The sequence below is a fragment of the Streptomyces globisporus C-1027 genome (assembly GCF_000261345.2).
Taxonomy (GTDB): domain Bacteria; phylum Actinomycetota; class Actinomycetes; order Streptomycetales; family Streptomycetaceae; genus Streptomyces; species Streptomyces pakalii.
Genome location: NZ_CP013738.1, coordinates 4,131,319 through 4,157,193 on the forward strand (window position 1 = coordinate 4,131,319; position 25,875 = coordinate 4,157,193).

Genomic DNA, 25,875 nt, shown 5'->3' on the forward strand with positions numbered 1-25,875 from the left:
CCGCCGTGTGGGGGTCACTCCCACACGGCGGAGACATCCTGGGTCTCGACGCGCATCCCCAGCGGAACCCGCCAGGACTCCACACAGACGGTGTACGTCTTCGAGCGCGTGGAGCGCGCGTCGATCGGGGCGGGCAGGGGCTGGGACGAGGTGATCGTCGCCCAGTCGACGCCGAGGGCCCCGATGATGTGCGTGGCGAAGGTGACGGCCCCCGAGCGCGCCGGGGAGCCTCCGGTGTTGCGGAACTCCACGGTCACCTTCTCGCACCACCGCTTGTCCGCCGCCGCCCGCTGCGGGGCGCTCAGCGTCAGCGCGGCCGGGGTCGCGGGCGGAGCGGGAGGCTTCGGGCTGCTGGGTGTACCGGGACTGCCGGGTCCCGGAGGCGACGGGTTGCCCGCGTCCCCGCCGCCGGGTTTCGGGGGCGCGGAGGGGGCTGCGGGCTGCGCGGGGGTGCTCCCCGACCCGCCGGACGAACCGGCCGCCTGACGCCCGTCCGGCGCTCCCGTACGCGCCCCACCGGACCCGTCCTGGGCGCCGCCGGACCGGCCGTCACCCGGGGAGCCGGCGCCCGGTGACGTACCGGTACCCGGCGACGTACCGCCGCTCGGTGACGTACCACCGCCACCACGCCCCCTGTCCTCAGCGCCCCCGCTCCCGCTCCCGTTCGCGTCGAGGGGGGTGAGCGTCACGTCGCCCGAGGGCGCCCCGTCCGAGGGGGGCTTCGAGCTTCCGGCGGCCGCGCCCACGGCCGCGTAACCGTCGCCCGGCCCGCTGCCGCAGCCGGTCAGCAGGCCGGTGCCCAGGCACAGCGCGGCCGCCGAGGCGGCGATGGCGGCACCTCGGCGGCCGGAGGAGCCGTATGTCTGACGTCGCATCGCGTCAGTGTGTCTGACGTCCCGTCACATAAGAACCCTCGTGAACCACTTTTTCCGACGGCCGGTGGCTCTTCGCCTCAGTCGGCGATGAGCCCTTCCCTGAGCTGCGCGAGCGTGCGGGTCAGCAGCCGGGAGACGTGCATCTGGGAGATGCCGACCTCCTCGCCGATCTGCGACTGGGTCATGTTCGCGAAGAAGCGGAGCATGATGATCTGGCGCTCGCGCGGGGCGAGTTTGGCCAGCAGGGGCTTGAGGGACTCGCGGTATTCGACGCCCTCCAGTGCCGTGTCCTCGTACCCGAGGCGGTCGGCGAGCGAGCCCTCGCCGCCGTCGTCCTCGGGGGAGGGTGAGTCGAGCGAGGAGGCGGTGTAGGCGTTGCCGACGGCGAGGCCGTCGACCACGTCCTCCTCGGAGACCCCGAGCGCGCGGGCCAGCTCCGGGACGGTCGGCGAGCGGTCGAGCTTCTGCGCGAGCTCGTCGCTGGTCTTGGTCAGGGCGAGCCGCAGCTCCTGGAGGCGGCGGGGGACCCGCACGGACCAGGAGGTGTCGCGGAAGAAGCGTTTGATCTCGCCGACGACGGTGGGCATGGCGAACGTCGGGAACTCGACGCCGCGTTCGCAGTCGAACCGGTCGATCGCCTTGATCAGGCCGATCGTGCCGACCTGGACGATGTCCTCCATCGGCTCGTTGCGGCTGCGGAACCGCGCCGCGGCGTACCGCACCAGCGGGAGGTTCAGTTCGATCAGTGTGTCCCGCACATAGGTCCGCTCCGGACTGTCCGTTCCCTCGGGGCCCGATGCGGGGCCGAGCGCGGCGAGCCGCAGGAACAGGGAGCGGGACAGCGTGCGGGTGTCGATGGCTTCCGGCGAGCTGGTGAGCACGGCGGGTGCCGGCACGCTCTTCGTGAGCGTGAGCACCTTCGAGCTGCCCTGTTCTTCGGACATGCCACCCCCTTGAGGTCGCGGACGGTCGCGGTGGCCGCGACCATCGGAGGAACGCAGCCTCCACCTGAATACCGGAGGTGGGGCTGCGGCAAACGCGCTTCGAGCAGAATGTCACATGTCGGCAACACGCTGTAGTGACATGTCGACAAGTCAGCGCCGAATACGCCCTGGAAACAGGGGGTGTAGCCCTTTTATGCCGTCAGAACTGCTCTGTGGACGGTCTACCCGTTCCGGTTACGCCTCGATCCTGTTTGCGGATCTCAGCCGGGCGAAACTTCGGGCGAGGAGCCTTGACACATGCATCTGGGAGACGCCCAGCTCGGCGCTGATCTGAGACTGGGTCAAGTTGCTGTAGTAGCGCAGCAGAAGGATGCGCTGTTCGCGCTCGGGAAGCTGGACGAGGAGGTGCCGGACGAGGTCGCGGTGCTCGACACCGGCGAGCGCCGGGTCTTCATAGCCGAGCCGGTCCAGCAGCCCGGGCAGCCCATCGCCCTCCTGGGCGGCCTCCAGTGAGGTCGCGTGGTACGAGCGCCCCGCTTCGATGCAGGCCAGGACCTCATCCTCGGAGATCTTCAGCCGCTCGGCGATCTCGCCGGTGGTCGGGGACCGCCCGTGAGCGGTCGTCAGATCCTCGGTGGCGCCGGTGACCTGGACCCAGAGTTCGTGCAGCCGGCGGGGGACGTGGACGGTGCGCACGTTGTCGCGAAAGTAGCGTTTGATCTCGCCGACGACGGTGGGCATCGCGAACGTGGGGAACTGGACGCCGCGCTCCGGGTCGAACCGGTCGATGGCGTTGATCAGACCGATCGTGCCGACCTGGACGACGTCCTCCATCGGCTCGTTACGGCTGCGGAAGCGCGCGGCGGCGTACCGGACGAGGGGGAGGTTCGCCTCGATGAGAGCGGCCCGGACCCGGCGGTGCTCCGGAGTGCCCGGCTCCAGATTCTTGAGCTGACCGAAGAGGACCTGCGTGAGCGCCCTGGTGTCGGCGCCGCGAGCCCGGGCGGGCCGGGCCGAGGGGTCCGGGGTCTCGGTCTGGATGTCCTCGGCCGGAACGGTCGGGACGGCCGGGGAGGCTTGGACGGACTGGGGAGGCACTTGAGGCGCTGTACTGGCCGGCACGGTGACGCCACCCCTTTGCGGTCAACTAGTCAACTACGGTCAACTCATCCGTCAAAAGCGGTCATAGCATCACAAGACATGTCCACTGTGTGCAAGCACCTCATAGTGCCGTGTTGACGGCATAAGGGTTTAAAAAGGAATAAAGAAACCCCCCGCCAGGACGGCGAGGGGTCGAAGGAACCGGGCGTACCGGCCCCCATCGGCACGATCAGAAGGGATAGTCCGCGATCACCCAAGTGGCGAATTCACGCCACTGCCCGGCGGCGGCCTGGTGGGCGGGGGGCTCGATGTACCGCTTGAGCGCGTCCTCGTCGGCGACGGCGGAGTTGATGGCGTAGTCGTACGCGATCGGCCGGTCGGTGATGTTCCAGGCGCACTCCCAGAACTCCAGCTCCGGAATCTGCCCCTCCAGCTCCCGGAAGGCCCGGTCCCCGGCGACGACCCGCGGGTCGTCCCGCTCGACGCCCTCGTTCAGCTTGAAAAGGACCAGGTGGCGGATCATCGCACTACTCCTACTTCACCAGCTCTGACATGAAGTCACCGACGCTCTGCGCGGCGGTGGAAATGCCTTCGAACCCTACCTGGACCAGTTCGGCGGCCCGCTGGGGAGACATGATGATCGTGTACAGCACGAAGACCACCAGCATGTAGATGATGATCGTCTTTGCCTTGGCCACAACCGTGCCTCCCCGTCGACCTCACGTGCGATCGGGCGATTGTATCCGCACGAATGGCCGTATCCGGTGGCCGTTTTTGATCACTGATGCGCCTTTTAAGGACCTACGACCCAGCTATCAAGGCCTTTCGCCGGACCTCACGAGCCTCGCCGCCCGGCACGATGGAAAGCGAGCCCGACGGGACCAGGCAGGACCCGGAAGGCCGGAACGGGGCCTCTCTGTGGGGCCGCCCGCCGCGCGATTTCCCCCTGACCGCGGCGGACGACCAGCAGGCCCTGTTCCCACCGGGGGAAGCGGCTTGTCCCCCCGATGCCGCTTCCCCCGACCTGACCTTCCCCGCAGGCACGCGCCGGTCAGGCGAGCCCGCTCGTGTCGATGTCGAGTTCGAACGGCACCGGAAGACGCACGGCTGTCCCGAACGGGTAGGGGCCGTCCACACGGGTGTATCCCAGTTTTCCCGGCTCCGAGAACAGCGTCACGCAGTGGTCGATGCGGTCGACGAGCAAGTACAGCGGCGCCCCGTACTCGGCGTACCTGCGCCGCTTGACGATCCGGTCCGTCTCCGCGTTCGACTCGGGCGTCACTTCCACGATCAGCAATGTCTGGTCGGGGAGAAGCGCGCTGCCTCCCTTCGCCAGTTCCTCCGGCACGACAGCGATATCGGGGATGTACCAGTTCGACGAGCCGGGCAGATCCAGATTCCCGGACCCTTCGACGCAGCCGAGCTCGTCCACCCGGTTCTCGATCTGACGGCGCACGAGCTTCGCGGCGCGCTCGTGGTCCCACGTAGGTGACACCGGTTCGATGATCCCCTCGATGATCTGGACGCGATCCCCACGGATCCGCTGCACGGCGAACTTCAGGGCGCGCTCGGCGTTGATGCCTTGGCTGTAGTCCGGTGCGCTGGTCATTACACCCTGCTTCCCTCTGTGGGCCCCGCACCCGCGGGGGCGTTCCTGGTCAATCTGACCAGATAACCCGAGCGCCCCCGGTGGTCCCCGCGCCTGCGGGGGTGTTCCCGGCGTTTGTGAGACAGAGCGGCAGTACTCGTCATGCTCCCCGCCTCGATGGTGATTCTGCCCCCTGGCGGCTGTACGGCGCGGCTTCCTCGTAAGGGGACGGCTGTCTCCGTCACCCTCGGGCAGGAGTGTTGGTCTTGCCGGGTGAGTTTCGCTCGGCAGTTCCGTCAGCCGAACAGTGGTGGGCTGGGCAGCTGTGGCGAGGGCTCAGACGGGTTTGAGGAGGTCGCGGAGGTTGGCCATGTGGGCTTTGACGGCGGTGATCTGGGTGGGGTCGGGTGAGGGCGGGCCGTCTGCGGAGTGGGCGGTGTGGCAGGGGCGGCAGAGGCCGTCGGGGAGGGCTTCGGGTCGACCGGGGCGGCGGCAGTCGGTGCACTCCATCAGGAGGCGAGGGGCTGGGGTGCCGCCGCTGGGGGAGGGGCTCGGGGCGGTGGGCAGTTGCGGCGGGATCTTGTCGGTGAGGCGGCGGCGGACGAAGCGGGGCGGGCAGTCGACCTGGCCGGGGAGTCCTGCGGTGAGGGCGGCGGTCAGGTAGTCGGTGGTCACGCCCCGGGCGAGCCATTCCGCGGCTTGTGGTTCGAGGGCGGCGCAGTCGTCGGCGGACAGCGCCAGCCGGATGTCCTTGCGGCCGAGTTCGGCCAGGGCGAGGTAGGCGGAGGAGAAGGCTGCTGGCCGGGCTGCCGGGGCCGTCGGAGTCGTCGCCGGAGCCGGTTCTTCCGGTGCGGGTACGGGTGCCGGTTCCGGGGTGGGCTCGGGCGCGGTGCGCTGCTGCGGTACGGCGACGGGGGCCGGGGCGGGCGGGGGCGAACCGGCGCTTCGGGAGGCGGTCTCGGTGGCGAGGTAGGTGGTCCACCACTCGTTGTCGCGGGCGGTGCGGGACCAGAAGGTGCGGAAGACCCAGCGGGTTTCGTCGCCCGCGCCGACAGCGCACCGGACGCGCCGGAGGTGCCCGGCGACGGACAAGGCCTTCAGAGCGGTGGAGATGGCCTGCTGCCCGTACAGCGGGAGCTGCTTGGCCAGTTGCTTCACGCTCATCGCGGCACCGTCGGGGAGGTGGTCGACGAATCCGGCGACGTACCGCTCGCGAGTGGGCAGCAAGGCGAAGTCGTCGCGCGTACGGGCTTGTTGGCCGGGCGTGGAACGTTTGCCGTAGCCGGGCTTGGCCATCGGGTACGCGGCGGGGACTGCGGGGGCGGATAGGGCAGAGCTATGGTGCTGGGTAACCATGGGATCGGCTTTCTGGGTATCGATCTTGTGGTGAGACCCCGGCCTGGTGCTTCCAACACCACGTCGGGGTCGCTTAGTTCTCTGGTGCTCGCACCGTAAGCGGCCGTCACGCTGCGCCGCAAGCTGTCACGATTAGTCATACTGGCTGGCCGTGACGGGGTGGGGAGGGAGGGGAGGTTTTCCCAACCCCCCTCGTTTCCTCGCCGGTTAAAGAAGGCGCTCGAACCCCGGGTCCCGCATCCCGATGCCCGCATCCCGGAACCCGAGCTTCGGGCCGAAGCCCCGTCCACGTACCCCCGGAAGAGTGACCCGACCGCCCCCGAAGCCCGAGGCTTGCGGCTCGGGACCCAAGCTTCGGGGTTCTACGCCTTGCCCTCGCCCAGGGCCGCCCGCAGCCAGTCGAGGCTTCCTTGCGCCAGGAGTTCGTCGGCGAGGCGGTTGGCGGTCTGGGTGACGAGCCGGCCTCGGCTGTTGTCGATCCACCGTTGAGCGTTCTCGTAGCCCTGGGCCTTGTACTCGATACCTTGCAGCAAGCACTCCAGCTTGTCCGCGTCCCGGACGCAGACCGCCTCCGGCGACTCCTTCGCCTCCTACTCCGCGACCAGTTCACGGACCGCCGAGGCCAAAACCTCCGGCATTCCGGCCGACTGGTCGGCGGTGACCTCCTGGGGGTCGCCGGCGGGCGCGTACTTCTTCCCGAGGTGGTTCACGTCCCCGGTCCGGCTCTCCTGCGTGTCGTGCCAGACGGCGAGGTACGCGGCTCGGGCGGGGTCGGCGCCCTCCAGCTTCGCGATGATCGTGGCGATCAACGCCGTACGCCACGAATGCTCGGCCACACTCTCCGGATCGCGTACTCCGGCCATCCACCAGCCGGCGCGCCGGGTCTGCTTGAGCGTGCCCGCCTCGTACAGAAAGCGGCCCACCGCAGCCAGGTCGTCGGTCACGACCCTCTCCTCTCACGCCTCGCTGAGGCGGATCGCATACCGAATGCCTCAGGCGTTGTGAGCCTGCGCCTGATGCGCCGCCGCGATCCGGTCGATCCGCGCGGCCAGCTCGAAGTCGGCCGCTGTGAGCCGGTGCCCGGCGTCGTGCGTCGTGATCCGGAACCGTACGTGGTCCCACCGCAGGTCGATGTCCGCGTGGTGGCCGACGAGCCGCTCGACGTCCGCGACATTGACGATCAGCGCGACGCCCCCGTGGTACCGGACGCCGAACGCGCGAGTGATCGTGTCCCCTTCCCGGTCCCACCCCGGCAACTCAGCCAGGCACGCGGCAATCTCCTCGTCCGGCAGCGGATCTTTGCCCATCGTCAGCTCCCCTCGGTCACCGGTGCCAGGATCTCTGCGAGGTCCCGGCCGACCGGGGCATCGTGCCACGGGCGCATCGCCCGCTCCAGCGTGGCCAGTTCGCGGCACATACGGGCTGAACGGGTCTCAACAGCGATGGTGGCTACAGTGCGGGCGATCTCCACCGCCTGGTCCGGCTCCCGCGCCACTGCGGCGGCGGGGGCCTGCCGGGCCATGTACACCCCGCGGTCTCGGCGGGCCGTCTCCGGTACCACCGCCAACACCTGCGTCCAGAGGGAACCTGCTTCGGCGCTCAGGCCTAGCCGCCCGTAACAAGTGGCTCGCTGCACCTCCAGGTAACCCGGAGTCCGGCGGCATGCGTTGCCCCAAGGCAAGTCGTCGTCCACGCTCGGCAGAAGACGGACAGCCTGGTCCAGGAGGTGATCGACGGCGCGCCGTTCGCCGGTGAGGCTGGCACCGTGGGCCTGCTGCTGCATGGCCATGATCCGCACTTTCGGTACGAGCCGGTCGGCATCGTCGAGAACGGCCTCGCACATCTCGACGACCGCGTGCCCGTCGCCCAGGTCGGTACGCACCTGGGCTTGGTTCACCAGTGAGTAGCCGATCAGATGCGGGTCGCGGGACCGGGCCGCGATTTCCTGCGTCACTCCTCGCCAGAACGAGGCTCCGTCGATGTCACCGGCATCCTGGTACAGCCAGCCGACGAGAGCCGAGTAGGCCGCGCCGGCGCGGAGAAGTCCACGCCGCGTCTCACCCTTCGCGGAGCGCACAAGCTTGTCGATGAGCTGGTACTGCGCGGACACCGTCCCGATCAGATCATGGGGGCCCAGGAACATGTCGGCCCGGTAGTGACCCTCCAACTGCTGCTGGAAGTAGTCGACCAGAGCAGGATCCACGTGCTGCTGAGCCGTCGGCCCCGTGACGAGCGCAGCCGCAGTAATGGAGGTGAAGGCTCGGCGGTTCACCTGCTCCTCCTCGTGGTGCTCCGGTCGGATCCAGCCCGGCGGGGTCGTGAAGCCCAGGTCCTCGGGCCAGCGGCCGAGGGCGTCGTGGAGAACGATTGCGGTTTCCTCGGCCGGCCAGCCCGGGCGCTCTCCTTCCCAGCGGCGCCACGTCCGCGCCGAGACCGTGAACTGGCGGTCGTCCAGCAACTGTTGCCCGTGCTTGGTGAGTGCCCCAGCAGCGGCCTCGATGCTCCGCCACCCTCGGCGCAGGCGGGCGGCTCTTAGTGCGTCGTTGCGGCCCATGCGTTCAGTGTGGGGTGTCATCGTCCGGACTCCTGGCCGTGGCCGCCGGATGGCCGCGCGTGGCCATCGCACGACCTATTTCTCACTCGACGTACTCGCCCATCATCAGGGTGTGACAGCGGGCCATGCGGCGGAATGGCCGAGAGCCCGATGATTGGTCAGGGAGAACGTCGTGCCGATGACGCTGAAGGTGTACGAGGTGAACCGCACAGGCACTGTCCGTGTCCTGCGGGATGAGGTCGAGGTGATCCCGTTCGAAAGGCCGGAATTTTCACACGAGTTCCCCGCCTGTGAATGCCCCAATTGCGCCGAAGGCGCGTTGTGAAGACCACTGCCCTGGGCGACACCGTCTACAAGACCTGGCTCGGTCACACCCAGTTCTGCGCCGCCTGTCGTGCAGGGGTCTGCTGTCCGACGGCTGTGCGTTTGGGGCGTGCTTGGCGGGAGGTTCGGCGCGGATGAGGTCTTACGTGAACGGGGACTCGCATGTCGTCCCGGTCGAGGATGAGCAGGTGGCTTACTGCGCCGAGCGTGGAGTGACGTTGCTGTGGCGTGGTGATCCGATCACCGTCGCCGAGGGGGTCGGACGGCCGGTCGTTGCCCTGGATGCCCTGTCGGCGGGGGGCGGATGGTCCGTGCAGCGTTGTGTGCCGTAGTGCGCTGGTGACCGACTTGGCCGACGTGCATGCTCTGTGCCGCCTGCCGGGGTGTGCTTGCCCGTGCCACGCGGTGGCCACCGCTCTCCGGAACGTCGGGTGACGCTCGCCTTGTCGGTCACGGATGTCCGTGTCTGCGAGGCATGTTGGCGATCCCCGGTGACCTCCGTGCGGCACACGGTCCTTGGCCGGGACCTGCTGTGTCGGGCGTGTGCTGAGGGTGGTTGTCCGCGCAGGGTCGATCTGTTCCCGCCGTACGGGATTTACCGGCTTAACCGCACCGTGAGCCAGTCAGTTGTATCGAATGCATCGAACAGAGGAGATGGACGATGACCAGCATCCAGGTTCCGGTTGAGGCCGGCAAGCATGGCGGGCAGCCGTCGGACAAGCCGTGGACTCCGCCGCAGGAGCCGAAGCCTTCTCCGGACGGCAGCCGCCCCCAGGTCGTGCAGCAGTCGTGAGCGGCGTATCGCAGGCACCGACGTACCCGGATCTGGTGCGGGATCTCGCTGATCGCGGGTTGCTGACCGGTCGTTGGCGGCAGGTGTTCGAGGCTGTGCCGCGCAGCCGGTTCGTCCCGGCCGCTGTCTGGCGGCAGCTCCCCGACCGGTGCGAGCCGGTCGTGGGGACGGACGACTGGCTGGCGCTGGTGAACAGTGACGAGCCGGTGGTGACGCAGCTCGATGACGGGGCCGAGGGCGGACCGGGTATCGCCACGTCGTCGAACTCGATGCCGTCGATGGTGGCCCGGATGCTGGGGCTGCTCGCTGTCGAGGACGGGCAGCGGGTGCTGGAGATCGGCACCGGCACTGGATACGTTGCCGCGCTGCTCTGTGAACGGCTCGGTGACGATCTGGTCCACAGTGCGGAGCTGGACCCGGTTGTGGCCCGGCAGGCCGCCGAGGCCCTTGCCCAGGCCGGGTATCGGCCGCATCTGCGGGTCGGGGACGGCGAACAGCCGTGGACCGGACTGGGGCCGGTGGACCGGCTGATCGGCACCTGCGCGTTGCGCTACGTCCCCTACGCGTTGCTGCGACAGGTCCGTCCCGGCGGGGTGGTTGTGGCCCCGCTGGCCCGGGAGTTCTGGTCCGGGGCCTTGGTTCAGCTTCGAGTTCAGGCCGACGGCACTGCGGTGGGGCCGTTCTGGTGCGGGGCCACGTACATGCCGATGCGATCCCACCGCGTCCCCGACCTCCACGAGGTCCGGGGGAAGGGGCGGGCCCGGGCGGCCGGCCTGGACCCCGCCCTCCTCCTCGACCTCGGGTTCGCCCTGTACGCCGGGGCCCGGCTCCCCGGCGTACGGCTCATCCATAAGGGCACCGACGCAGGCGTCCAGGTCTGGGTCACCCGAGAGAACGGGAGCGCCGCGACGGCCGCCACCGGCGAGGAGGTGTGGCAGTACGGTCCCGGGTTCCTCTGGGAGGAGATCGAGCAGACCTGGTGGGAGTACGAAACGGAGGGCCGACCCGAAGCCGACCAGTTCGGGCTGACCGTCACCGACCGTGGCCAGCAGGTATGGCTCCGGGACCCGAGGGAGATCATCCGGCCTGGCAGGACGTAACCCAATGGTCGGCCGCAACGTCCACGGCTGGCTTCAACCGTCGGTCGGACCAGTTCGACGTACGATCAACGCCGATATCCACTGCCCTGCGATCGCGGTGACGACCACGATGAGTGCCGCGGTGAACGAATCCTCCCAGGACCGCTCCAGCACCACATGCCAGAACACGGTGCACAGCCCGATGACGACGCTTGAGAAGACCAGTAGGGCGAGCCAACGCCGCCATCCACGCCGACGCCACGGCGAAGCTGGTTTTCTGCCGCTCTGCTGAGGTTCCGTCATGTGAGGCACCTACCCCCAGCTCTGCAGATGTCGTCGGACATCGAGGCGTACCGAAGGGAAGACCGGCTCGCCGGCCGACTCAGCGCTCACGCCGCCTGAGCACCGGGGCTCGGGCTCACCCCACGCCCAGCCACTGCAGGAAGCCGGTCACGTCGGCGACGGCCCACACCAGCACGAACCCCGCAGCGACGAACAGGCTGTCGCGCCCGATGCGCACCCTCCCCGGTCTGCGCCCACCAACACCCACGAGACCCCCCACCCGCGTACCGATCCGACCCCGGTGACTTCGGCCGGGTCCAGCCGCCCAGCTCCTACAGCAACGACGAAGGACCCGGCTCATCGAGCCGGGCCCTTCGTTCTCAAGCGGTAGCGGTGGGATTTGAACCCACGGTGACGGGTTACGCCACACTCGCTTTCGAGGCGAGCTCCTTCGGCCGCTCGGACACGCTACCGAGAGAGAGCTTAGACCATCTCGGGCCGTGGACAGAAATCGGTTCTCGGGGCAGGAGCCCGACGTCGCCAGGCGGCCGGGTCTCACCTGGTCAGAGGGTGCGGAAGAACGCCGTCAGCTGCTCCGCGCACTCCGGCTCCAGGACGCCCGCGATGACCTCCGGGCGGTGGTTCAGGCGGCGGTCGCGGATGACGTCCCAGAGGGAGCCCGCCGCGCCGGCCTTCTCGTCGCGGGCGCCGTAGACGACGCGGGCGACGCGCGACTGGACCAGGGCGCCCGCGCACATCGTGCAGGGCTCCAGGGTGACCACCAGAGTGCAGTCGGTCAGGCGCCATTCGCCCACCGCCTCGGCCGCCCGGCGCAGGGCCAGGATCTCGGCGTGCGCCGTCGGGTCGCCGGTGGCCTCGCGTTCGTTGTGGCCGGTCGCCAGCTCGGTGCCGTCGGGGCCGAGCACGACGGCGCCGACCGGCACATCACCGGCCGACGCCGCCCGCGCGGCCTCGGCCAGCGCGCGGCGCATCGGGGCCTGCCAGGGATCGCGTACGGGATCGGGCTCCGGTACGCGTACGGGATCCGGGGCGGGCTCGGGTGAGGGGTCCGGCGGTCGTGCGGTCACTCGCGGACCCTAGCGGACGGGGTGGGAGAGGTGGGCGGGGGTGCGGGGCCCGGCAGCGGCCCGTGCACCCCCCTCAGCGGACCGACTCCAGGACCTCCGCCGCTCCCACGGCCTCCGCGATCTCCGCGAGCGCGTCGGTCTGCAGGGTCAGCAGCTCCTTCTCGGACATCCCGAGGTCCGCCAGGACCCCGAGTTCGCCGATCGGGCCCGCCGGAACGGCGTCCGGGTCGGGGGCGTCGTCGTCCGTGTCGGCCGCGGGGGCGGTCCGTTCCGGTTCGCCGTCCTCCGTGCCGTCGAGGTCGACGAGCTCCTCCAGGGCGGCGATCTCGTCCTCGGCCCCTGGTTCGCGGCCGAGCATTTCGTCGGTGAGCAGGATCTCCCCGTAGGAGGAGCGGGCGGCGGCGGACGCGTCCGAGACGTAGATTCGGGGGTCCTCCTCACCGTCCACCCGGACGACGCCGAACCAGGCGTCCTCCTGCTCGATGTAGACCAGGACCGTGTCCTCGTCCACCGAGGCCTCCCGGGCCAGGTCCGTCAGATCGGACAGGGTCTCCACATCGTCGAGCTCTGTATCGCTCGCTTCCCACCCGTCTTCGGTGCGCGCGAGCAGTGCGGCGAAGTACACCGTGACTCTCCCACTGGTCATAGGCGAATCGGTCCGACGGGAGGGCGAACGGTGATCCGTCCGTCCTGAGCCCCGCCCAATCGGCATCGTGGCAGAAACAAGCGCTGTGCGAGACCTCTTCGACCGTTGCGTCGGCCATCAGTTCCAGGAGTGCCTGGTCGGCCCTCACCCTGACGCGCCGATCGGTGGGGGAGTGCGCCGGTGGTACGGGGAGGGCTCGCCGGGGGGTTCACCAGGGGATTCGTCAGGTGATCGGCCCGCAGCCATTCGCCGGTTCACCAGCGGAACGTGCGCATCCGCATCTGTTGCCGCATTCGGGCGGCGCGGGCCCGGCGCGGCTGCACCCGGTCCCGCAACTGCTTGGCCTCATGGAGCTCACGGAGGAACTGGGCGCGTCGGCGGCGGCGGGCCGCTTCACTCTCCTGCGCGTCCTCGGCATCGCCCGTCGCGCTCGTCACGACCGCCGCGCCCTCGGCGTCGCGCCTCTCGCGCGGTCCGCGCGCGGCCGGGTTGTCCCGCAGATCCCCGTCAGCCATCGATACACCACCCCAGTGCTGGGTCCGTATGCCCCCAGCTTCCCCCCGAACAGGTGGTTGATGCCAGCGCAGAGTGCCGGGCGGCGCGGTTACTGTTGACGCATGCGGATCCACGTCGTCGACCACCCGCTGGTGGCGCACAAACTCACCACGCTGCGCGACAAGCGCACCGACTCCCCGACCTTCCGGCGGCTCGCCGACGAGCTGGTCACCCTCCTCGCCTACGAGGCCACCAGGGATGTGCGTACCGAGCAGGTCGACATCGAGACCCCGGTGACGCCCACGACGGGCGTCAAGCTCTCGCACCCCCGGCCCCTCGTCGTGCCCATCCTGCGCGCCGGTCTCGGCATGCTGGACGGCATGGTCCGGCTGCTGCCGACCGCCGAAGTGGGCTTCCTCGGCATGATCCGCAACGAGGAGACGCTCCAGGCGGAGACGTACGCGACCCGGATGCCCGAGGACCTCTCCGGCCGCCAGGTCTACGTCCTCGACCCGATGCTGGCCACCGGCGGCACCCTCGTCGCGGCCATCCAGGAGCTGATCAAGCGCGGCGCCGACGATGTCACCGCCGTCGTCCTCCTCGCGGCGCCCGAGGGCGTCGAGGTCATGGAGCGCGAGTTGGCCGGGACCCCGGTCACCGTCGTCACCGCCTCCGTAGACGAGCGGCTCAACGAGCACGGCTACATCGTGCCGGGCCTCGGCGACGCCGGCGACCGGATGTACGGGACGGCCGAGTAGGGCCCGGTCCCGGACCCTTCCCTCACGACTTCGCGCCCCGTTCCGGTGCGTACGTCACGCACGGTCTCGTGCTCGTGCGTACGTGCCGGAGCGGGGCGCTTCCGTGACGGGGCGTTTCTGCGTGCGCCGGGGTGCGCCCCGGCAGCAGGCTTCAGCAGGAGGGGGACGGGGCCGGGGCCGGCTTCGTCAGGGCCGTCATCGCCGCCGTGGCCTCCTTCGGCGTGCTGAACGCCTTGAACTTCGCCCCGAGGATCAGATCGACCTCGCCCGTCTTCCGGGTGTCCGTCTTCTGCACGGTGCCCGCCAGCTGGGTGCCGAGCACCGTGAAGCTGCCGTTCTTCGCGGCCGGGGCCCCGAGCAGCACGCCCGTACCCGGCACCTTCTTGTCGTACTCCTTCGGCGCATTGCCCACGTCGCCGATGGCGAAGCCGCGCTTCTTGAGCTCCTCGGCGGCGGCCTTGGCCAGCCCGGTGCGCGTCGTCGCGTTGTAGACGTTCACCTTGATCGCGGCCGGCTTCGGCAGCGCCCTGGCGGGGGCCACCGAGGGCTTCGCGGTGGGGCAGTCCCGCTTGTGGTCGGCCGCGTTCGCGGTCTTGTCGCCGCCGGTGAACACGTCGATGAGCTGCAGACTGCCCCAGCCGACGAGACCGAGGACGACGACGGCTCCGATGCCCGCGAGGACCAGCCTGCGGCGGTGCCGGGGGCGGCGCATACGGGGGTAGGTGTCGCCCGTGATGCGGTACTTTCCGCCCATGCCGGGGGGAGTGAGCATGCTCATGGAGGCAGCGTAGTGCGACCCGGTGATGATGCGTACTAAATGATCAACGTATGGCACCCGGATGAGCGGGAAAGCACCCGAAAGCCCGAATCAGGGACTCGGGGGGACGCCTCGAGATGCGTAAACCCCAGTGGGGTGTGTGGGGTGCCGCAGCGGAGGGCCGCCGGTGCTGGGGCGGTGTCAGCCCAGGTCGAGGACGCGCGCGTGCAGGACCTGGCGCTGCTGCAGCGCGGCGCGGACCGCCCGGTGCAGGCCGTCCTCCAGGTAGAGGTCGCCCTGCCACTTCACGACGTGCGCGAACAGGTCCCCGTAGAACGTGGAGTCCTCGGCGAGGAGGGTCTCCAGGTCCAGCTGGCCCTTGGTGGTCACGAGCTGGTCCAGGCGGACCGGACGCGGCGCGACATCCGCCCACTGGCGGGTGGATTCCCGGCCGTGGTCGGGGTACGGCTTCCCATTTCCGATGCGCTTGAAGATCACACGGAAAGCCTACCGGTCAAGAGCCACCGGGCGCAGCCACGGAAGCTCGACGCTGTGCCGGTGCAAAGGGCGTATAGCGCTGGATAGGGCGGGATACCGGGGCAGGGGACCTTCCTGCGGTGCTTACGGGCTCCGGTCCGGATGCCGGATACCGGATACCGGGTGCAGGGTGCCGGAGCCCGTAAGGCCGTCGTTACTCCGTCACGCGGCCGTGGCCCTCGCGCAGGCCGCCGCCGCTGCCGCCGCTGCCGGGCGTTCCGGTGCCGGTGTCGGGGTCGACCGGACGGGTCAGCGAGCGCAGGTCGTGCGCGTACGTCCCGACGGCGTTGGCGATCACGTCGATGTTGGTGTCGAAGTGACCCATGTCGATGTTGTCCAGGTCGTCGCAGGCCGCGTGGTAGCAGGGGTCGTACGCGATCCCCGCCTCGCCGCCGAACACCTCGGCCTGGGCCGCCGTCTTGATGCCCTCCGCCCCGGTGTCCGTACCACCGGAGGGGATGCCGACCTCGATGAACGGGCCGTAGTCCGAGCGTCCGGTGAAGTCCGTGCCCGCGTGCGGCTTGCCCTTGCCGTCGAGGAACTCGTTGATGTCCCGCTCCAGTTGGGCCGAGCCCTCCGGGCCCGGGCCCTCGCCGACCTCGTCGGAGTTGTCGCCGTCGAAGACGAACTGGACGCCGTTCGGCGAGGCGATCATGTCGAAGTTCAGGTAGAGCTTGATCTGCTCGCGCTGCTTCTCGGTGAGCGCCGCGACGTACTTCTCCGACCCGATCAGGCCGTTCTCCTCGGCCGACCACCAGGCGAACCGCACCTTGTTGGCCGGCTTGCTCTTCGACTTGGCCAGCTTCAGGGCGACGTCGAGCAGACCGGCGGAGCCGGAGCCGTTGTCGTTGATGCCGGGGCCCTCGGTGACCGAGTCGAGGTGGGCGCCGAGCATCACGGTCTTCGCCGCGCTGCCGCTGGGCGTCTCGGCGATGACGTTGCGGGTGGGGCGGTCCTCCTGGAGCTCGCGGATCTCGAAGGAGACCGTGACCTCGCCGGCCGCGAGGTCGGCGACGAGCTTCTCGCCCTCCTCCTGGGTGAGCCCGCCGGTCGGGATCTTCCCGGCGGCGACCTCGCCGAGCGTGCCGGACAGCGCGCCCTCCACGTTGTTGTAGATGGCCGCTCCGGCCGCACCCGCCGTGGCCGCGGCCGCCTGCTTCTCGGCGAAGGAGCAGCCGCCGCGCTTGATCAGCGCGATCGTGCCGGTGAAGTCCGCGGCGGCGTAGTCGGTGGCCTCGCAGCCGGTCGTGTCGTCGACGGGTACGGCGACGAGCTGTGCCGTCAGGCCGCCTTCCTTCGTCGACGGCGTGTACGTCATGGCCTTGATCGTCACGTCGCGGGGCGTCGGCGACACCACGGCGAGCTTTTCGGCCAGCGTCTCCGTGTAGGTGAAGCGGAAGCTCTCGTACGAGACCTTGTACCCGGCGCGCTGCAACTGCCGGTAGACGTACGCGGCCGAGGCGTCGTGACCCAGCGAGCCGGCGGCGCGGTGGCCCTCGGTGGAGTCGGCTATCGCCTGGAACTGCTGGAGGTGCTTGTAGGCGTCGCGTGCGGACGCGTTCCTCACCAACTCCCGCGACAGCTTGGCCGCTTCCTTACCGGGGTCGTGCGAGGCGGGGCGTCCGGGATGCGGGGACGCGGCCAGGAGGAGCGGTGTGGCCAGGGCGGTGGCGGCCACGACAGCCATGGCTCTGCGACGTGTTGCGTGCACAGGAGTCCTTCCGGTCTGAACGGCTGGTGCCCCGAGCCGCTGGTGCCTCGAACGGCTCGGTGACGGAAACGGCTGAACGGCTGAACGAATGTGCTGCGAAAGCTAGCGAGTGAGGTGACGCCTGGGAACCGGTGTGGCTGATTCTGATCGGTGGGGTGGGGGTGTCGGCCGGTTCCCGTGCATGGCCATGTCACTTTCGCGCCCCGGGGGCGTCTGCTTCCGTGTCCGCTTCTTCTCTGTGACGCCCTACTTCTTCCGCGACGTCCCGGGCTTCTTCGCCGTCTTGGCCGCCTTCGCCTCTTTGGCTGCCGCCTTGGCCTCCTGTTTGTACGCCCGCACCTCGACCAGCGACTCCGGGCCCGTGATGTCGGCGACCGACCGGTGCGATCCGGCCTCGCCGTACGGTCCCGCCGCCTCCCGCCACCCCGGTGGACGTACGCCCAACTGCTTGCCGAGCAGCGCCAGGAAGATCTGGGCCTTCTGCGCGCCGAAGCCGGGCAGGGCCTTGAGGCGTTCCAGCAGGTCGGCGCCGGTCGCGGCGTCCCGCCACACCGCGCTCGCGTCGCCGCCGTACTCCGCGACCAGGTACTGGCACAGCTGCTGCACCCGCTTCGCCATCGAGCCGGGGTAGCGGTGCAGGGCCGGTTTGGCGGTGAACAGCTCGGTGAAGGCGTCCGGGTCGTAGGCGGCGATCCGCCCCGCGTCCAGGTCGTCGGAGCCCATCCGTTCCGCGAGGGTGTAGGGGCCCGTGAACGCCCACTCCATCGGCACCTGTTGGTCCAGCAGCATGCCGACCAGGGCGGCCAGCGGGCTGCGGCCCAGGAGCTCGTCCGCCTCCGGGTTCTGGGCGATGTGCAGGGTGACGTCCTTGCCGCTGTCGCTCGTGGTCATGCCGCCGATCATCGCGAGCGCGGCGGGCGGCGGCGACCGGGACTGCGCCGATGGCCTCTTCCCTGTCGGCCGAAGGGAGTAACCCCCTATGCGTCCGGCCGGTCCAGCCGGTCCGCGCGCCTGCGCAGGTAGCGGGCCTCGGGCTCGCTGAGGGTGGCGTCGGCGGCAGCGCGGTATGCGGTACGGGCGGCGGCCATGTCCCCGGCCCGTTCCAGGAGATGGGCGCGTACGGCGTCGAGGCGGTGGTTCCGCTGCCCGGCCGTACCCGACGTACCGGCCGTCCCCGCCGTCTCCGCCAGCGCGTCGACCTCCGCCAGCCCCGCCCGCGGCCCGTGCACCATGGCCACGGCGACCGCCCGGCCCAGCGCGGCGGCGGGGTCGGGGGAGCGCCGCACGAGGAGGTCGTACAGGGCGAGGATCTGCGGCCAGTCGGTGTCCTCGGCGCGCTCCGCCTCGTCGTGCAGGGCGGAGATCGCGGCCTGGAGCTGGTAGTCGCCGGCCGGTCCCTGGGCCAGCGCCTCCTCGGCCAGGGCGGTGCCTTCGGCGACGGCCGTACGGTCCCAGAGGGCCCGGTCCTGTTCGTCGAGGGGGATCAGCTCACCGCCCGGGCCGGTGCGCGCCGGGGTGCGCGCCTCGGTGAGGACCATCAGCGCCAGCAGCCCGGTGACCCGCCCCTCCTGGGGGAGGAGCCGGCGGACGGCGCGGGTCAGCCGGATCGCCTCGCGGGCCAGGTCCGTGCGGTGGAGGTCGGGGCCCGCGGTGGCGGAGTAGCCCTCGTTGAAGATCAGGTAGAGGACCTGGAGCACGGCGGCGAGCCGCTGGTCGCGGTCCCGGGCGTCCGGCTGGCGGAACTGCGTCCCGCGCACCGCCCGCTTGGCCCGGCTGATCCGCTGCGCCATCGTCGCCTCCGGCACCAGATGGGCGCGGGCGATCTCCGCCGTGGTGAGGCCGCCGACCGCGCGGAGGGTCAGCGCGATCTGGGCGGCGGGGGAGAGCGCGGGGTGGCAGCAGAGGAAGAGCAGGGTGAGCGTGTCGTCCTCGGAGGGGGCCCGGCCCAGCCCGGAGGGCCCTGTCCCGGCGGGCCCTTCCCCGGGCGGCGGGGCGACGAACGCGTCCGCCGGGGTGAGGGCCGCCGCCGTCTCCTCGCGCCGGCGGCGGGCCTCGTCGCTGCGCAGCCGGTCGGTGAGGCGGCGGGACGCGACCCGGATGAGCCAGCCGCGCGGGTTGTCGGGGATCCCGTCCCCGGGCCACTGCTCGGCGGCCGCGATCAGGGCCTCCTGGACGGAGTCCTCGGCCGGGTCGAAGTGACCGTACCGGCGTACGAGTGCGCCGAGGACCTGCGGCGCGTGGCGGCGCAGCAGGTCCTCGATGTCGTCGGTCGCTCGGCCCACCTGGACCTTTCGGCTCGGTCAGTCGTCGAGCCCGCCGTCGACGGGCCGGATGAGCACCGGGTACTCGGGCGCCCCGGCCGGCTGCGGACAGCGTGCCACGCGGGCGGCGATCTCGGTCACCCTTTCCAGGCTCTCGCAGTCGAGGATCCAGAACCCGGCGAGCAGTTCCTTGGTCTCGCTGTACGGCCCGTCCGAGACGACCGGGCGGCCCTCGGCGTCGACGCCGACGGCCCGGCCCGACGCGGGCTCGCGCAGCCCGTAGCCGGTGACCAGCTCACCGGACTCGGAGAGGTCGTCGTTGATGCTGCCCATGTGGGCGTACATCGCCTGCACGGCCTTCTCGTCCCAGACCGGGCTGCCGGCGCTTCCCTTGCCGCTCTGCGCGTCGTAGTCCGCCTGGCTGCCCTGGACCATCACCAGATACTTCATGACTGTCGCCTCCATGGTGGCTTCGTTCGTGGCGCGGTTTCTTCCTCTTGCACAGGGGACGTCGGGGCCGATGGGGGCTTCTCGACACCACGCGCGAAGTTTTTCGGATTCACCCGGCGGGGTGGCGTTCCCCGGTGGGGTGGCGTTCCCCCGGCGGGGCGGGCGGAACGGGGCGTTCAGTAAAGTTCGGCTGCGCTTCGTTTCCGCTTGTCGCGCCCGCTTTCCGCCTTCCTGAAACCCGAACGACGAGGTCCCGGCCCGTGCCCGCATCCCCCGCCCCGCGTCCGTACCCCGTCGCCGTCGTGGGGATCGGCGCGGACGGCTGGTCCGGGCTGTCCGGCACGGCACGGGAGGCGCTGCGCGGGGCGGAGGTGCTGATCGGCGGGGCGCGCCAGCTGGATCTGCTGCCGCCGGAGTGCGCCGGGGTGCGGGTGGCCTGGCCGTCCCCGCTGCGGCCTGCCGTTCCGAGGCTGCTCGCCGAGCACGGGGAGCGGCGGATCGCGGTGCTGGCGAGCGGGGACCCGATGTTCTACGGGATCGGGCGGGCGCTCGCGGAGGAGCTGGGGCCGGAAGGGCTGCGTGTGTTCCCCCACCCGTCCTCCGTTTCGTACGCCTGCGCGCGCCTCGGCTGGCCGCTGGAGGACACGGAGGTCGTGACGCTGGTGGGCCGCCCGGCGGCGCGCCTGGCCGCCTCTTTGTACGAGGGGCGGCGGCTGCTCGTCCTGAGCGCGGACGCGAGCACTCCGGCGACGGTCGCGGCGCTGCTGACGGACCGGGGGTTCGGTCCGAGCAGGGTGCGGGTGCTGGAGCAGCTGGGCGGCGAGGACGAGGGGCATGTCGAGGGCATCGCGGAGGCCTGGACGCACGAGCCCGGGGACCGGCTGAACGTCGTCGCGATCGAGTGCCGGGGGGCGGCGGATGCGCTGCGGCTCGGTACGGTGCCCGGTCTGCCGGACGAGGCGTACGAGCACGACGGCCAGCTCACCAAGCGGCACATCCGGGCCGCCACGCTGGGCACGCTGGCGCCCGCGCCGGGGGAGCTGCTCTGGGACGTGGGCGGCGGATCGGGCTCGATCGCGATCGAGTGGCTGCGGGCCCACCGGTCCTGCCGGGCGGTGAGCGTGGAGCGGGACCCGGTGCGGGCCGAGCGGATCACCCGTAACGCGGAACGCCTGGGCGTCCCCGGCCTGCGGGTCGTCACGGGCCCGGCGCCCTCGGCCCTGGCCGAACTCGACGCTCCGGACGCGGTGTTCATCGGCGGCGGGCTGACCGCGCCGGGCCTGCTGGACGCGTGCTGGGAGGCGCTGCGGCCGGGGGGCCGGCTGGTCGCGAACACGGTGACGCTGGAGTCGGAGGCGCTGCTGGCCGAACGGCACAAGGCGTACGGCGGCGAGCTGGTGCGGCTGTCGGTCGCGCACGCCGTCCCGGTCGGCGGGTTCACGGGGTGGCGGCAGGCGATGCCGGTGACGCAGTGGTCGGTGACCAAACCCTCATCCTCAGACGTAAGTTCGCACATGGGAGACAGACGATGACCGTGTACTTCATCGGTGCGGGCCCCGGCGCCGCCGACCTGATCACGGTGCGCGGCGCCCGGATCCTCGCCGCCAGCCCGGTCTGCCTGTACGCGGGCAGCCTGGTCCCCGTGGAACTGCTGGCCGAGTGCCGGGAGGGCGCCCGCCTGATCGACACGGCGAACCTGGACATCGACCAGATCACGGAGGAGCTGGTCCGTGCCCACGCGGAGGGCCACGACGTGGCGCGGCTGCATTCGGGGGACCCGTCGGTGTTCAGCGCGGTGAACGAGCAGATGAAGCGCCTGGACGAGGCGGGCGTGCCGTACGAAGTCGTCCCCGGCGTCCCTGCCTTCGCTGCTGCCGCCGCCGCCCTGAAGCGCGAGCTGACGGTCCCGACGGTCGGCCAGACGGTGATCCTCACCCGCATCGCCCAGCGCGCCACGGCGATGCCGGAGGGCGAGGACCTGGCCACGCTGGGCCGCAGCGGCGCGCTGATCGTGCTGCACCTGGCGGCGAGGTACGTGGACCGCGTGGTCGACGAACTGCTCCCGCACTACGGGGCGGACTGCCCCACGGCGGTGGTGGCGATGGCGTCCCGCCCGGACGAGATCATCCTGCGCGGCACCCTGGACTCGATCGCGGAACAGGTGAAGGCGGCGGGGGTGATCCGGACGGCGGTCATCATGGTGGGCCGCACGCTGGGCGCGGAGCAGTTCCGGGACAGCCACCTGTACTCCCCGGGGCGGGACCGGCACGTGTGCTGAGGAGTTCAGGGGAGGGCGGCTTGCGAGGCGACGCGAGCGCGGGCTCGAACGGCAGGATGAGCCGCGACGAGGCGCTGTCGTTGGTGCGGCGCTTGCTGGTCGCCAACGGCCAACGGCCTGGGGGAGCTTCTTGCGCTGCAGGAGGCTCGGGGTGCCGCCGAGGCGTAGCGCGGGCGGTTCGGCGGGGGTGGCGGACATGGGTGTGCCCGGGGGCCACCGTGTGGCTCCCGGGCACGGGTGCGCTCGTCGTGCTGCGCGTCAGCCCTTGATCTCGATCTCCCCGTTCGCCGCGGAAGCGGAACCGGACGCGTCCGGGGTCGTGCTCGGGGCCGGGACCGTCGTCGTGCGGTTCTTCAGGTTCTCCAGGAGGGACGCGAGGTCCACGCCCGTCGTCGAGCTGAGCAGTTCCATGCCCTGCGAGACGTTGTCGGTGACCGTGCGGGCCAGCTGGCTCGCGCCGTCCGTGGAGATGACCGTCATCTTGTCGATGGCGCTCAGCGGCTCCGAAGCCTTCGCCACGACGCTCGGGAGGACCTCGACGAGCATCTGGAGGACGGCCGCGTCGCCGTACTGGGCGAACGCGTCGGCCTTCTTCCGCATGGCCTCGGCCTCGGCCGCACCCTTGGCGGCGATGGACGCGGCCTCCGCCTCGCCCTCGATGCGGACCGCGTCGGCCAGCGCCGAACGGTGCAGCTTCTCGCCCTCACCGGTCAGGCGCGAGCGCTGCGCGTCGGCCTCGGCCTCCTTGACCAGGGCGATGCGGCGGGCCTCCGCCTCCTGCTCGGCCTGGTAGCGGGCGGCGTCGGCGGGCTTACGGACCTTCGTGTCCAGCTCGCGGTCGGTCAGGGCCGCCTGGCGCTCGGCGACCTTCTCCTGCTCGGTGAGGACCTCCTGCTGGCGGGCCGCCTCGGCGAGCGGGCCCGCGGCGTTGGCCTTGGCGGCCGCGGCTTCCGTCTCGGCCTTGATCTCGGCCTGCTTCAGGTAGTACGTCCGCTCGGCGATGGCGATCTCCTCGGCCGCCTTCAGCCGGGCCTGCTCCGAGGCCCGCTTCGCGATGGCCTCGGCGATGTCCGCCTCCTGCTTGGCGCGGGCGGCCTCCGGGCGGCCGAGGTCCTCCAGGTAGGAGCCCTCGGTGGTGATGTCCTGGATCTGGAAGGCGTCCAGGATCAGGCCCTGGCCGGAGAGGCTGGCCTCGGCCTCCTCCGCGACCTGGCCGGCGAACGCGGCCCGGTCCCGGATGATGTCCTCGACCGACATGCGGCCGACGATCGCGCGCAGCGCGCCGGAGAGCACTTCCTGGGTGAAGCCGACGATGCCGTCCTGCTGCTGCAGGAAGCGCTGGGCCGCGGCGCGGATCGCGTCCTCGCTGCCGCCGACCTTGACGATCGCGACGCCTTCGAGGTTCGACTTGACGCCGCGCAGCGTCACCGCGCCGCGCACGGAGATCGGGATGTGCCGGCTGGAGAGGTCCAGGGTGAACTTCTGCTGGACGAACGGCACGACGAAGACGCCGCCGCCCACGACGACCTTCTGGCCGCTGTTGTCGATGCTGGTGCGTCCGGTGACCGGGTCCGTCGACTTCTTGCCGCGGCGGCCGGTGATGATGAACGCCTCGCTGGGCCCGGCCACCTTGTAGCGCGTGATGACGACGAGGCCGAGCAGGACGAGGAGTACGACGATGCCGATGACGGCGATGACTACTGGACTCATGAGGTTTGTCCCCCCTGCCTCCCTGGGGGGACGGCAGATCGTTGTGGAGCGGGCCTTGCTGTGGAGATGGAGTTGGTCGGGGTGAGGCGGTCAGGTGGTGGAGCCGGTGGTGCGTGGTCAGCGCTCCACCGGGCGTACCGCGACCGACGTGGTCGACAGTGCCTCTTCCACCCAGATCTCGGTCCCGCGCGCGACGGGCGTGGCCGATGTGGCCGCGTACTTCACCGGCTGGCCGCCCAGGCGCAGCAGCACCTCGCCGTAGCCCTCGGCCGGGATGGCCGTCACCACGGAACCCGAGGTGCCGACCAGGTCGGAGTCGCGCGGCGTGGCGTGCGTCTGGTCGCGCATCAGGGCCCTGCTGAGCTTCCAGGTCAGCCAGCCCGCGACCAGGCCGGCGGCGACGCCGACGACCGTGGCCACGAGCGTCCCCGCGCCGGTCGCGCCGAGCACGATCGCGCCGCCGAAGCCCAGCATCGAGAGGAATCCGGCGATCACCGGAAGCGAGAGCAGCCCGTCGAAGATGCCGTCCACCACGCCGTCGAAGAGCCCTTCGAGGACCCCGTCGAAGATCAGGGAGAGGGCCAGCAGGACGATTCCCGCAATGCCGAGACCGAGAAAGAAGGTCACGCGATCACTCCCCTGCCTGTCGACTTCCCCCGAGTGTTTTTCGTCGATCTGGCTGGATGATCCCATACACGACCAGCTCCGGTCACTGCCGGGATCCGGCAATCTTTACGCGTCTTTAATGCCGGACAGATGGTTCGTGAGGGTGTCGAGTGACTGGAAGGTCGCCCCGAGCAACGCCACGTGCTTCCAGCGCAGGACCCCGTCCGGACCGATGAGGAAGACCGCCCGCCGCACCCCGATGCCCGGCGCGGAGACTCCGTACGCCTTGGCGATCTCCCGGCCCTCGTCGGCCAGCAGCGGCATGCGCAGGCCGAAGGCGCGGGCGAACGACTCATGGCTGTCCACACCCTGTGGACTGATTCCCCAGACGTCGGCGTCGAGGCCCTCGAAGGCCTCCATGCCCGAGGAGTACGAGCACAGCTGCTTCGTGCAGACCGAGGTGTTGTCCCCCGGGTAGAACGCCAGGACCACGGATCGGCCACGGGCCGCGGAGAGGTGGTAGTCGGAGCGCTCGAAGGTCTCGCCCGACAGGACTCCGCCCGGGAGGGTGAAGTCGGGTGCCTCGGTGTTGAGTTGGGGGCCTGATGCCATGGGAAGGCTCCTTCTGTGTCTGGCTGTGTCTGGTACACGGATGCTCCGTGGTCGTGACCGTACCGGGGGCGGCACTTTCCGGGTCCGGCGAGTCGTTGATCCGGGGGATCCCGTCGGTCACGTCGGGGCCCCTGGAGAGCCGTCGGGATCCGTCCAGCCGTTTCGCCCATCCGGGGCGGCCTCGGCGCCGAATAAGGGGAGAGGGGGCGCCGCGCCCCGCACCCGGACCTGGAGGTACGCGTGGCCCAACGACCGCCGTCGGCAGCGGTTCTCGTCCTGCACGGAGGGCGCGAGACCGGTACGGAGCCCCCGCCGCCGGGTCTCCTCAATCTGCCCGGCACCCGCATGCGCCCCTTCGTCCGGGCCGTCGACCGGGCCGCCCGCGCCACCGGTGGGAACGTGCTCGTGACGCAGGTGCGGTACGGCCACCGGGGCTGGAACGGCGACCGCGCGAACCCCTTCCACGACACCGTGGCCGCCCTCGACGCGCTGCGGGAGGAGGCGGGCGACGAGCTGCCGGTGGTGCTCCTGGGCCACTCCATGGGCGCGCGTGCCGCCCTCCGCGCCGCCGGGCACCCCCTCGTGCGGGGCGTCGTCGGGCTCGCCCCCTGGTGTCCGCCGGGGGATCCGGTCACTCAGCTCGCCGGCCGTGACATCGTCCTCGTCCACAGCAACCGGGACCGGATGACCAGCCCCCAGGCCACCCAGTCCCTCACCGCCCGGGCCCGTCGCGCCGGCGCCCGTACGTGCATGGTCACCGTCCGGGGCGGCGACCACGCCATGATCCGGCGGGCCTCCGCCTGGCACCGGCTCACCACCGGGCTGGTCACCGGACTGCTGGGTTCCGGCAGCCTGCCGGGTCCGGTCGGCGAGGCCCTCGCCCTGCCGCCCACCGCCGAGGCCACCGAGGGCACCCTCGATCTGGATCTCGACCTCGGCCTCGATCCGGGCCCGGATCCCGGGCGGTTCCGGGCCCGGACGCGCGCCTAGGGGGCCTTCCGAACTGCCGCCTGCCTCGCGACGCCCGGCCCAGGAGCCCCTCGCCCGGCCCGGGACCCGCCTGCTGTCCT

Annotated in this window: 29 protein-coding genes, 1 tRNA gene and 1 pseudogene; 7 read left to right on the top strand and 24 right to left on the bottom strand. The window is 70.8% G+C overall.

Going from position 1 to position 25,875, the window contains the following annotated elements; genetic code table 11:
* Positions 1-14 precede the first annotated feature (14 nt).
* The 10 genes and pseudogenes from WQO_RS35155 to WQO_RS18000 all read right to left on the bottom strand — a co-directional run bounded on the left by WQO_RS35155 (position 15) and on the right by WQO_RS18000 (position 8,418).
* On the bottom strand, positions 15-875 hold the full coding sequence (locus WQO_RS35155) for a hypothetical protein (protein ID WP_079055567.1): 861 nt from the start codon (positions 873-875) through the stop codon (positions 15-17).
* A 77-nt stretch (positions 876-952) separates the two neighbouring features.
* The gene (locus tag WQO_RS17965) at positions 953-1,819 is read right to left on the bottom strand and encodes an RNA polymerase sigma factor SigF (protein WP_030579030.1); all 867 of its coding nucleotides are present in this window, start codon (positions 1,817-1,819) and stop codon (positions 953-955) included.
* A gap of 234 nt (positions 1,820-2,053) precedes the next feature.
* Positions 2,054-2,941 (bottom strand): RNA polymerase sigma factor SigF, encoded by an 888-nt coding sequence (locus tag WQO_RS17970; protein ID WP_029181927.1) that lies wholly within the window; start codon positions 2,939-2,941, stop codon positions 2,054-2,056.
* A 208-nt stretch (positions 2,942-3,149) separates the two neighbouring features.
* Positions 3,150-3,443: a Dabb family protein gene (locus WQO_RS17975; protein ID WP_010056642.1), complete on the bottom strand. Its 294-nt coding sequence runs from the start codon at positions 3,441-3,443 to the stop codon at positions 3,150-3,152.
* Positions 3,444-3,453: 10 nt separating this feature from the next.
* Positions 3,454-3,618, bottom strand: a complete 165-nt coding sequence (locus WQO_RS36415; RefSeq protein ID WP_010056643.1) for a hypothetical protein — start codon at positions 3,616-3,618, stop codon at positions 3,454-3,456.
* A 353-nt stretch (positions 3,619-3,971) separates the two neighbouring features.
* Positions 3,972-4,529: a Uma2 family endonuclease gene (locus tag WQO_RS17980; protein ID WP_010056644.1), complete on the bottom strand. Its 558-nt coding sequence runs from the start codon at positions 4,527-4,529 to the stop codon at positions 3,972-3,974.
* Between the two features lie 315 nt (positions 4,530-4,844).
* The gene (locus WQO_RS17985; RefSeq protein ID WP_058954024.1) at positions 4,845-5,864 is read right to left on the bottom strand and encodes a hypothetical protein; all 1,020 of its coding nucleotides are present in this window, start codon (positions 5,862-5,864) and stop codon (positions 4,845-4,847) included.
* A gap of 362 nt (positions 5,865-6,226) precedes the next feature.
* A pseudogene (locus WQO_RS17990) lies at positions 6,227-6,808 on the bottom strand (HD domain-containing protein).
* 48 nt (positions 6,809-6,856) lie between these two features.
* Complete coding sequence (locus tag WQO_RS17995) at positions 6,857-7,171, bottom strand: 4a-hydroxytetrahydrobiopterin dehydratase (protein WP_010063054.1); 315 nt, start codon at positions 7,169-7,171, stop codon at positions 6,857-6,859.
* A gap of 2 nt (positions 7,172-7,173) precedes the next feature.
* A complete protein-coding gene (locus WQO_RS18000) occupies positions 7,174-8,418 on the bottom strand; it encodes a hypothetical protein (protein ID WP_058954025.1) in 1,245 nt (414 codons plus the stop codon).
* A 172-nt stretch (positions 8,419-8,590) separates the two neighbouring features.
* Here WQO_RS18000 and WQO_RS36420 point away from each other — a divergent pair, with 172 nt between their 5' ends.
* From WQO_RS36420 to WQO_RS18010, 3 genes are all read left to right on the top strand, one after another.
* Positions 8,591-8,743 carry a hypothetical protein gene (locus tag WQO_RS36420; RefSeq protein WP_167552041.1) on the top strand — a complete coding sequence of 51 codons (153 nt, stop codon included), beginning with the start codon at positions 8,591-8,593 and terminating at the stop codon, positions 8,741-8,743.
* Between the two features lie 660 nt (positions 8,744-9,403).
* On the top strand, positions 9,404-9,535 hold the full coding sequence (locus WQO_RS37145; RefSeq protein ID WP_257721849.1) for a hypothetical protein: 132 nt from the start codon (positions 9,404-9,406) through the stop codon (positions 9,533-9,535).
* Positions 9,532-10,635 (top strand): methyltransferase domain-containing protein, encoded by a 1,104-nt coding sequence (locus tag WQO_RS18010; protein ID WP_010063057.1) that lies wholly within the window; start codon positions 9,532-9,534, stop codon positions 10,633-10,635. The genes WQO_RS37145 and WQO_RS18010 overlap by 4 nt, the downstream gene beginning before the upstream one ends.
* Before the next feature lie 33 nt (positions 10,636-10,668).
* Here the strand turns inward: WQO_RS18010 and WQO_RS36010 are convergent, their stop codons facing one another.
* From WQO_RS36010 to WQO_RS18030, 5 genes are all read right to left on the bottom strand, one after another.
* Positions 10,669-10,917 (bottom strand): hypothetical protein, encoded by a 249-nt coding sequence (locus WQO_RS36010; protein ID WP_148660124.1) that lies wholly within the window; start codon positions 10,915-10,917, stop codon positions 10,669-10,671.
* Between the two features lie 364 nt (positions 10,918-11,281).
* A tRNA-Ser gene (locus WQO_RS18015) sits at positions 11,282-11,369 on the bottom strand.
* Positions 11,370-11,459: 90 nt separating this feature from the next.
* Positions 11,460-11,888, bottom strand: coding sequence for a tRNA adenosine(34) deaminase TadA (gene tadA, locus WQO_RS18020; RefSeq protein WP_010063058.1), 429 nt, complete (start codon positions 11,886-11,888; stop codon positions 11,460-11,462).
* A 169-nt stretch (positions 11,889-12,057) separates the two neighbouring features.
* Positions 12,058-12,609, bottom strand: coding sequence for a tRNA adenosine deaminase-associated protein (locus tag WQO_RS18025; RefSeq protein WP_010063059.1), 552 nt, complete (start codon positions 12,607-12,609; stop codon positions 12,058-12,060).
* Between the two features lie 275 nt (positions 12,610-12,884).
* The gene (locus tag WQO_RS18030) at positions 12,885-13,145 is read right to left on the bottom strand and encodes a hypothetical protein (RefSeq protein WP_010063061.1); all 261 of its coding nucleotides are present in this window, start codon (positions 13,143-13,145) and stop codon (positions 12,885-12,887) included.
* Positions 13,146-13,247: 102 nt separating this feature from the next.
* Between WQO_RS18030 and upp the strand changes: the two genes are divergently transcribed.
* Positions 13,248-13,883, top strand: a complete 636-nt coding sequence (upp, locus tag WQO_RS18035; RefSeq protein WP_010063062.1) for a uracil phosphoribosyltransferase — start codon at positions 13,248-13,250, stop codon at positions 13,881-13,883.
* Positions 13,884-14,034: 151 nt separating this feature from the next.
* Here upp and WQO_RS18040 read toward each other — a convergent pair whose 3' ends face one another.
* The 6 genes from WQO_RS18040 to WQO_RS18065 all read right to left on the bottom strand — a co-directional run bounded on the left by WQO_RS18040 (position 14,035) and on the right by WQO_RS18065 (position 19,599).
* Positions 14,035-14,637, bottom strand: coding sequence for a LytR C-terminal domain-containing protein (locus WQO_RS18040; RefSeq protein ID WP_010063063.1), 603 nt, complete (start codon positions 14,635-14,637; stop codon positions 14,035-14,037).
* Between the two features lie 204 nt (positions 14,638-14,841).
* The gene (locus WQO_RS18045; RefSeq protein ID WP_003967677.1) at positions 14,842-15,138 is read right to left on the bottom strand and encodes a type II toxin-antitoxin system VapB family antitoxin; all 297 of its coding nucleotides are present in this window, start codon (positions 15,136-15,138) and stop codon (positions 14,842-14,844) included.
* 193 nt (positions 15,139-15,331) lie between these two features.
* The gene (locus WQO_RS18050; RefSeq protein ID WP_010063064.1) at positions 15,332-16,864 is read right to left on the bottom strand and encodes a M28 family metallopeptidase; all 1,533 of its coding nucleotides are present in this window, start codon (positions 16,862-16,864) and stop codon (positions 15,332-15,334) included.
* 270 nt (positions 16,865-17,134) lie between these two features.
* The gene (locus WQO_RS18055; protein WP_029182552.1) at positions 17,135-17,779 is read right to left on the bottom strand and encodes an HhH-GPD-type base excision DNA repair protein; all 645 of its coding nucleotides are present in this window, start codon (positions 17,777-17,779) and stop codon (positions 17,135-17,137) included.
* A gap of 86 nt (positions 17,780-17,865) precedes the next feature.
* The gene (locus WQO_RS18060; protein ID WP_010063067.1) at positions 17,866-19,170 is read right to left on the bottom strand and encodes an RNA polymerase sigma factor; all 1,305 of its coding nucleotides are present in this window, start codon (positions 19,168-19,170) and stop codon (positions 17,866-17,868) included.
* A gap of 18 nt (positions 19,171-19,188) precedes the next feature.
* On the bottom strand, positions 19,189-19,599 hold the full coding sequence (locus WQO_RS18065) for a YciI family protein (RefSeq protein ID WP_010063069.1): 411 nt from the start codon (positions 19,597-19,599) through the stop codon (positions 19,189-19,191).
* 260 nt (positions 19,600-19,859) lie between these two features.
* Here WQO_RS18065 and WQO_RS18070 point away from each other — a divergent pair, with 260 nt between their 5' ends.
* Positions 19,860-21,131 (top strand): bifunctional cobalt-precorrin-7 (C(5))-methyltransferase/cobalt-precorrin-6B (C(15))-methyltransferase, encoded by a 1,272-nt coding sequence (locus tag WQO_RS18070; RefSeq protein ID WP_010063071.1) that lies wholly within the window; start codon positions 19,860-19,862, stop codon positions 21,129-21,131.
* Entirely contained in the window at positions 21,128-21,877 is a 750-nt protein-coding gene (gene cobM, locus WQO_RS18075; RefSeq protein ID WP_010063073.1) for a precorrin-4 C(11)-methyltransferase, read from the top strand. The genes WQO_RS18070 and cobM overlap by 4 nt, the downstream gene beginning before the upstream one ends.
* A 258-nt stretch (positions 21,878-22,135) precedes the next feature.
* Here cobM and WQO_RS18080 read toward each other — a convergent pair whose 3' ends face one another.
* The 3 genes from WQO_RS18080 to WQO_RS18090 all read right to left on the bottom strand — a co-directional run bounded on the left by WQO_RS18080 (position 22,136) and on the right by WQO_RS18090 (position 24,805).
* Positions 22,136-23,587, bottom strand: a complete 1,452-nt coding sequence (locus WQO_RS18080) for a flotillin family protein (protein WP_010063074.1) — start codon at positions 23,585-23,587, stop codon at positions 22,136-22,138.
* 117 nt (positions 23,588-23,704) lie between these two features.
* A complete protein-coding gene (locus WQO_RS18085) occupies positions 23,705-24,214 on the bottom strand; it encodes an NfeD family protein (protein ID WP_010063075.1) in 510 nt (169 codons plus the stop codon).
* A gap of 105 nt (positions 24,215-24,319) precedes the next feature.
* Positions 24,320-24,805 carry a peroxiredoxin gene (locus tag WQO_RS18090; RefSeq protein WP_010063076.1) on the bottom strand — a complete coding sequence of 162 codons (486 nt, stop codon included), beginning with the start codon at positions 24,803-24,805 and terminating at the stop codon, positions 24,320-24,322.
* A gap of 240 nt (positions 24,806-25,045) precedes the next feature.
* On the opposite strand from WQO_RS18090, the gene WQO_RS18095 reads away from it, so the two are divergent.
* Positions 25,046-25,795, top strand: a complete 750-nt coding sequence (locus WQO_RS18095; protein WP_010063077.1) for an alpha/beta fold hydrolase — start codon at positions 25,046-25,048, stop codon at positions 25,793-25,795.
* Positions 25,796-25,875: the final 80 nt, after the last annotated feature.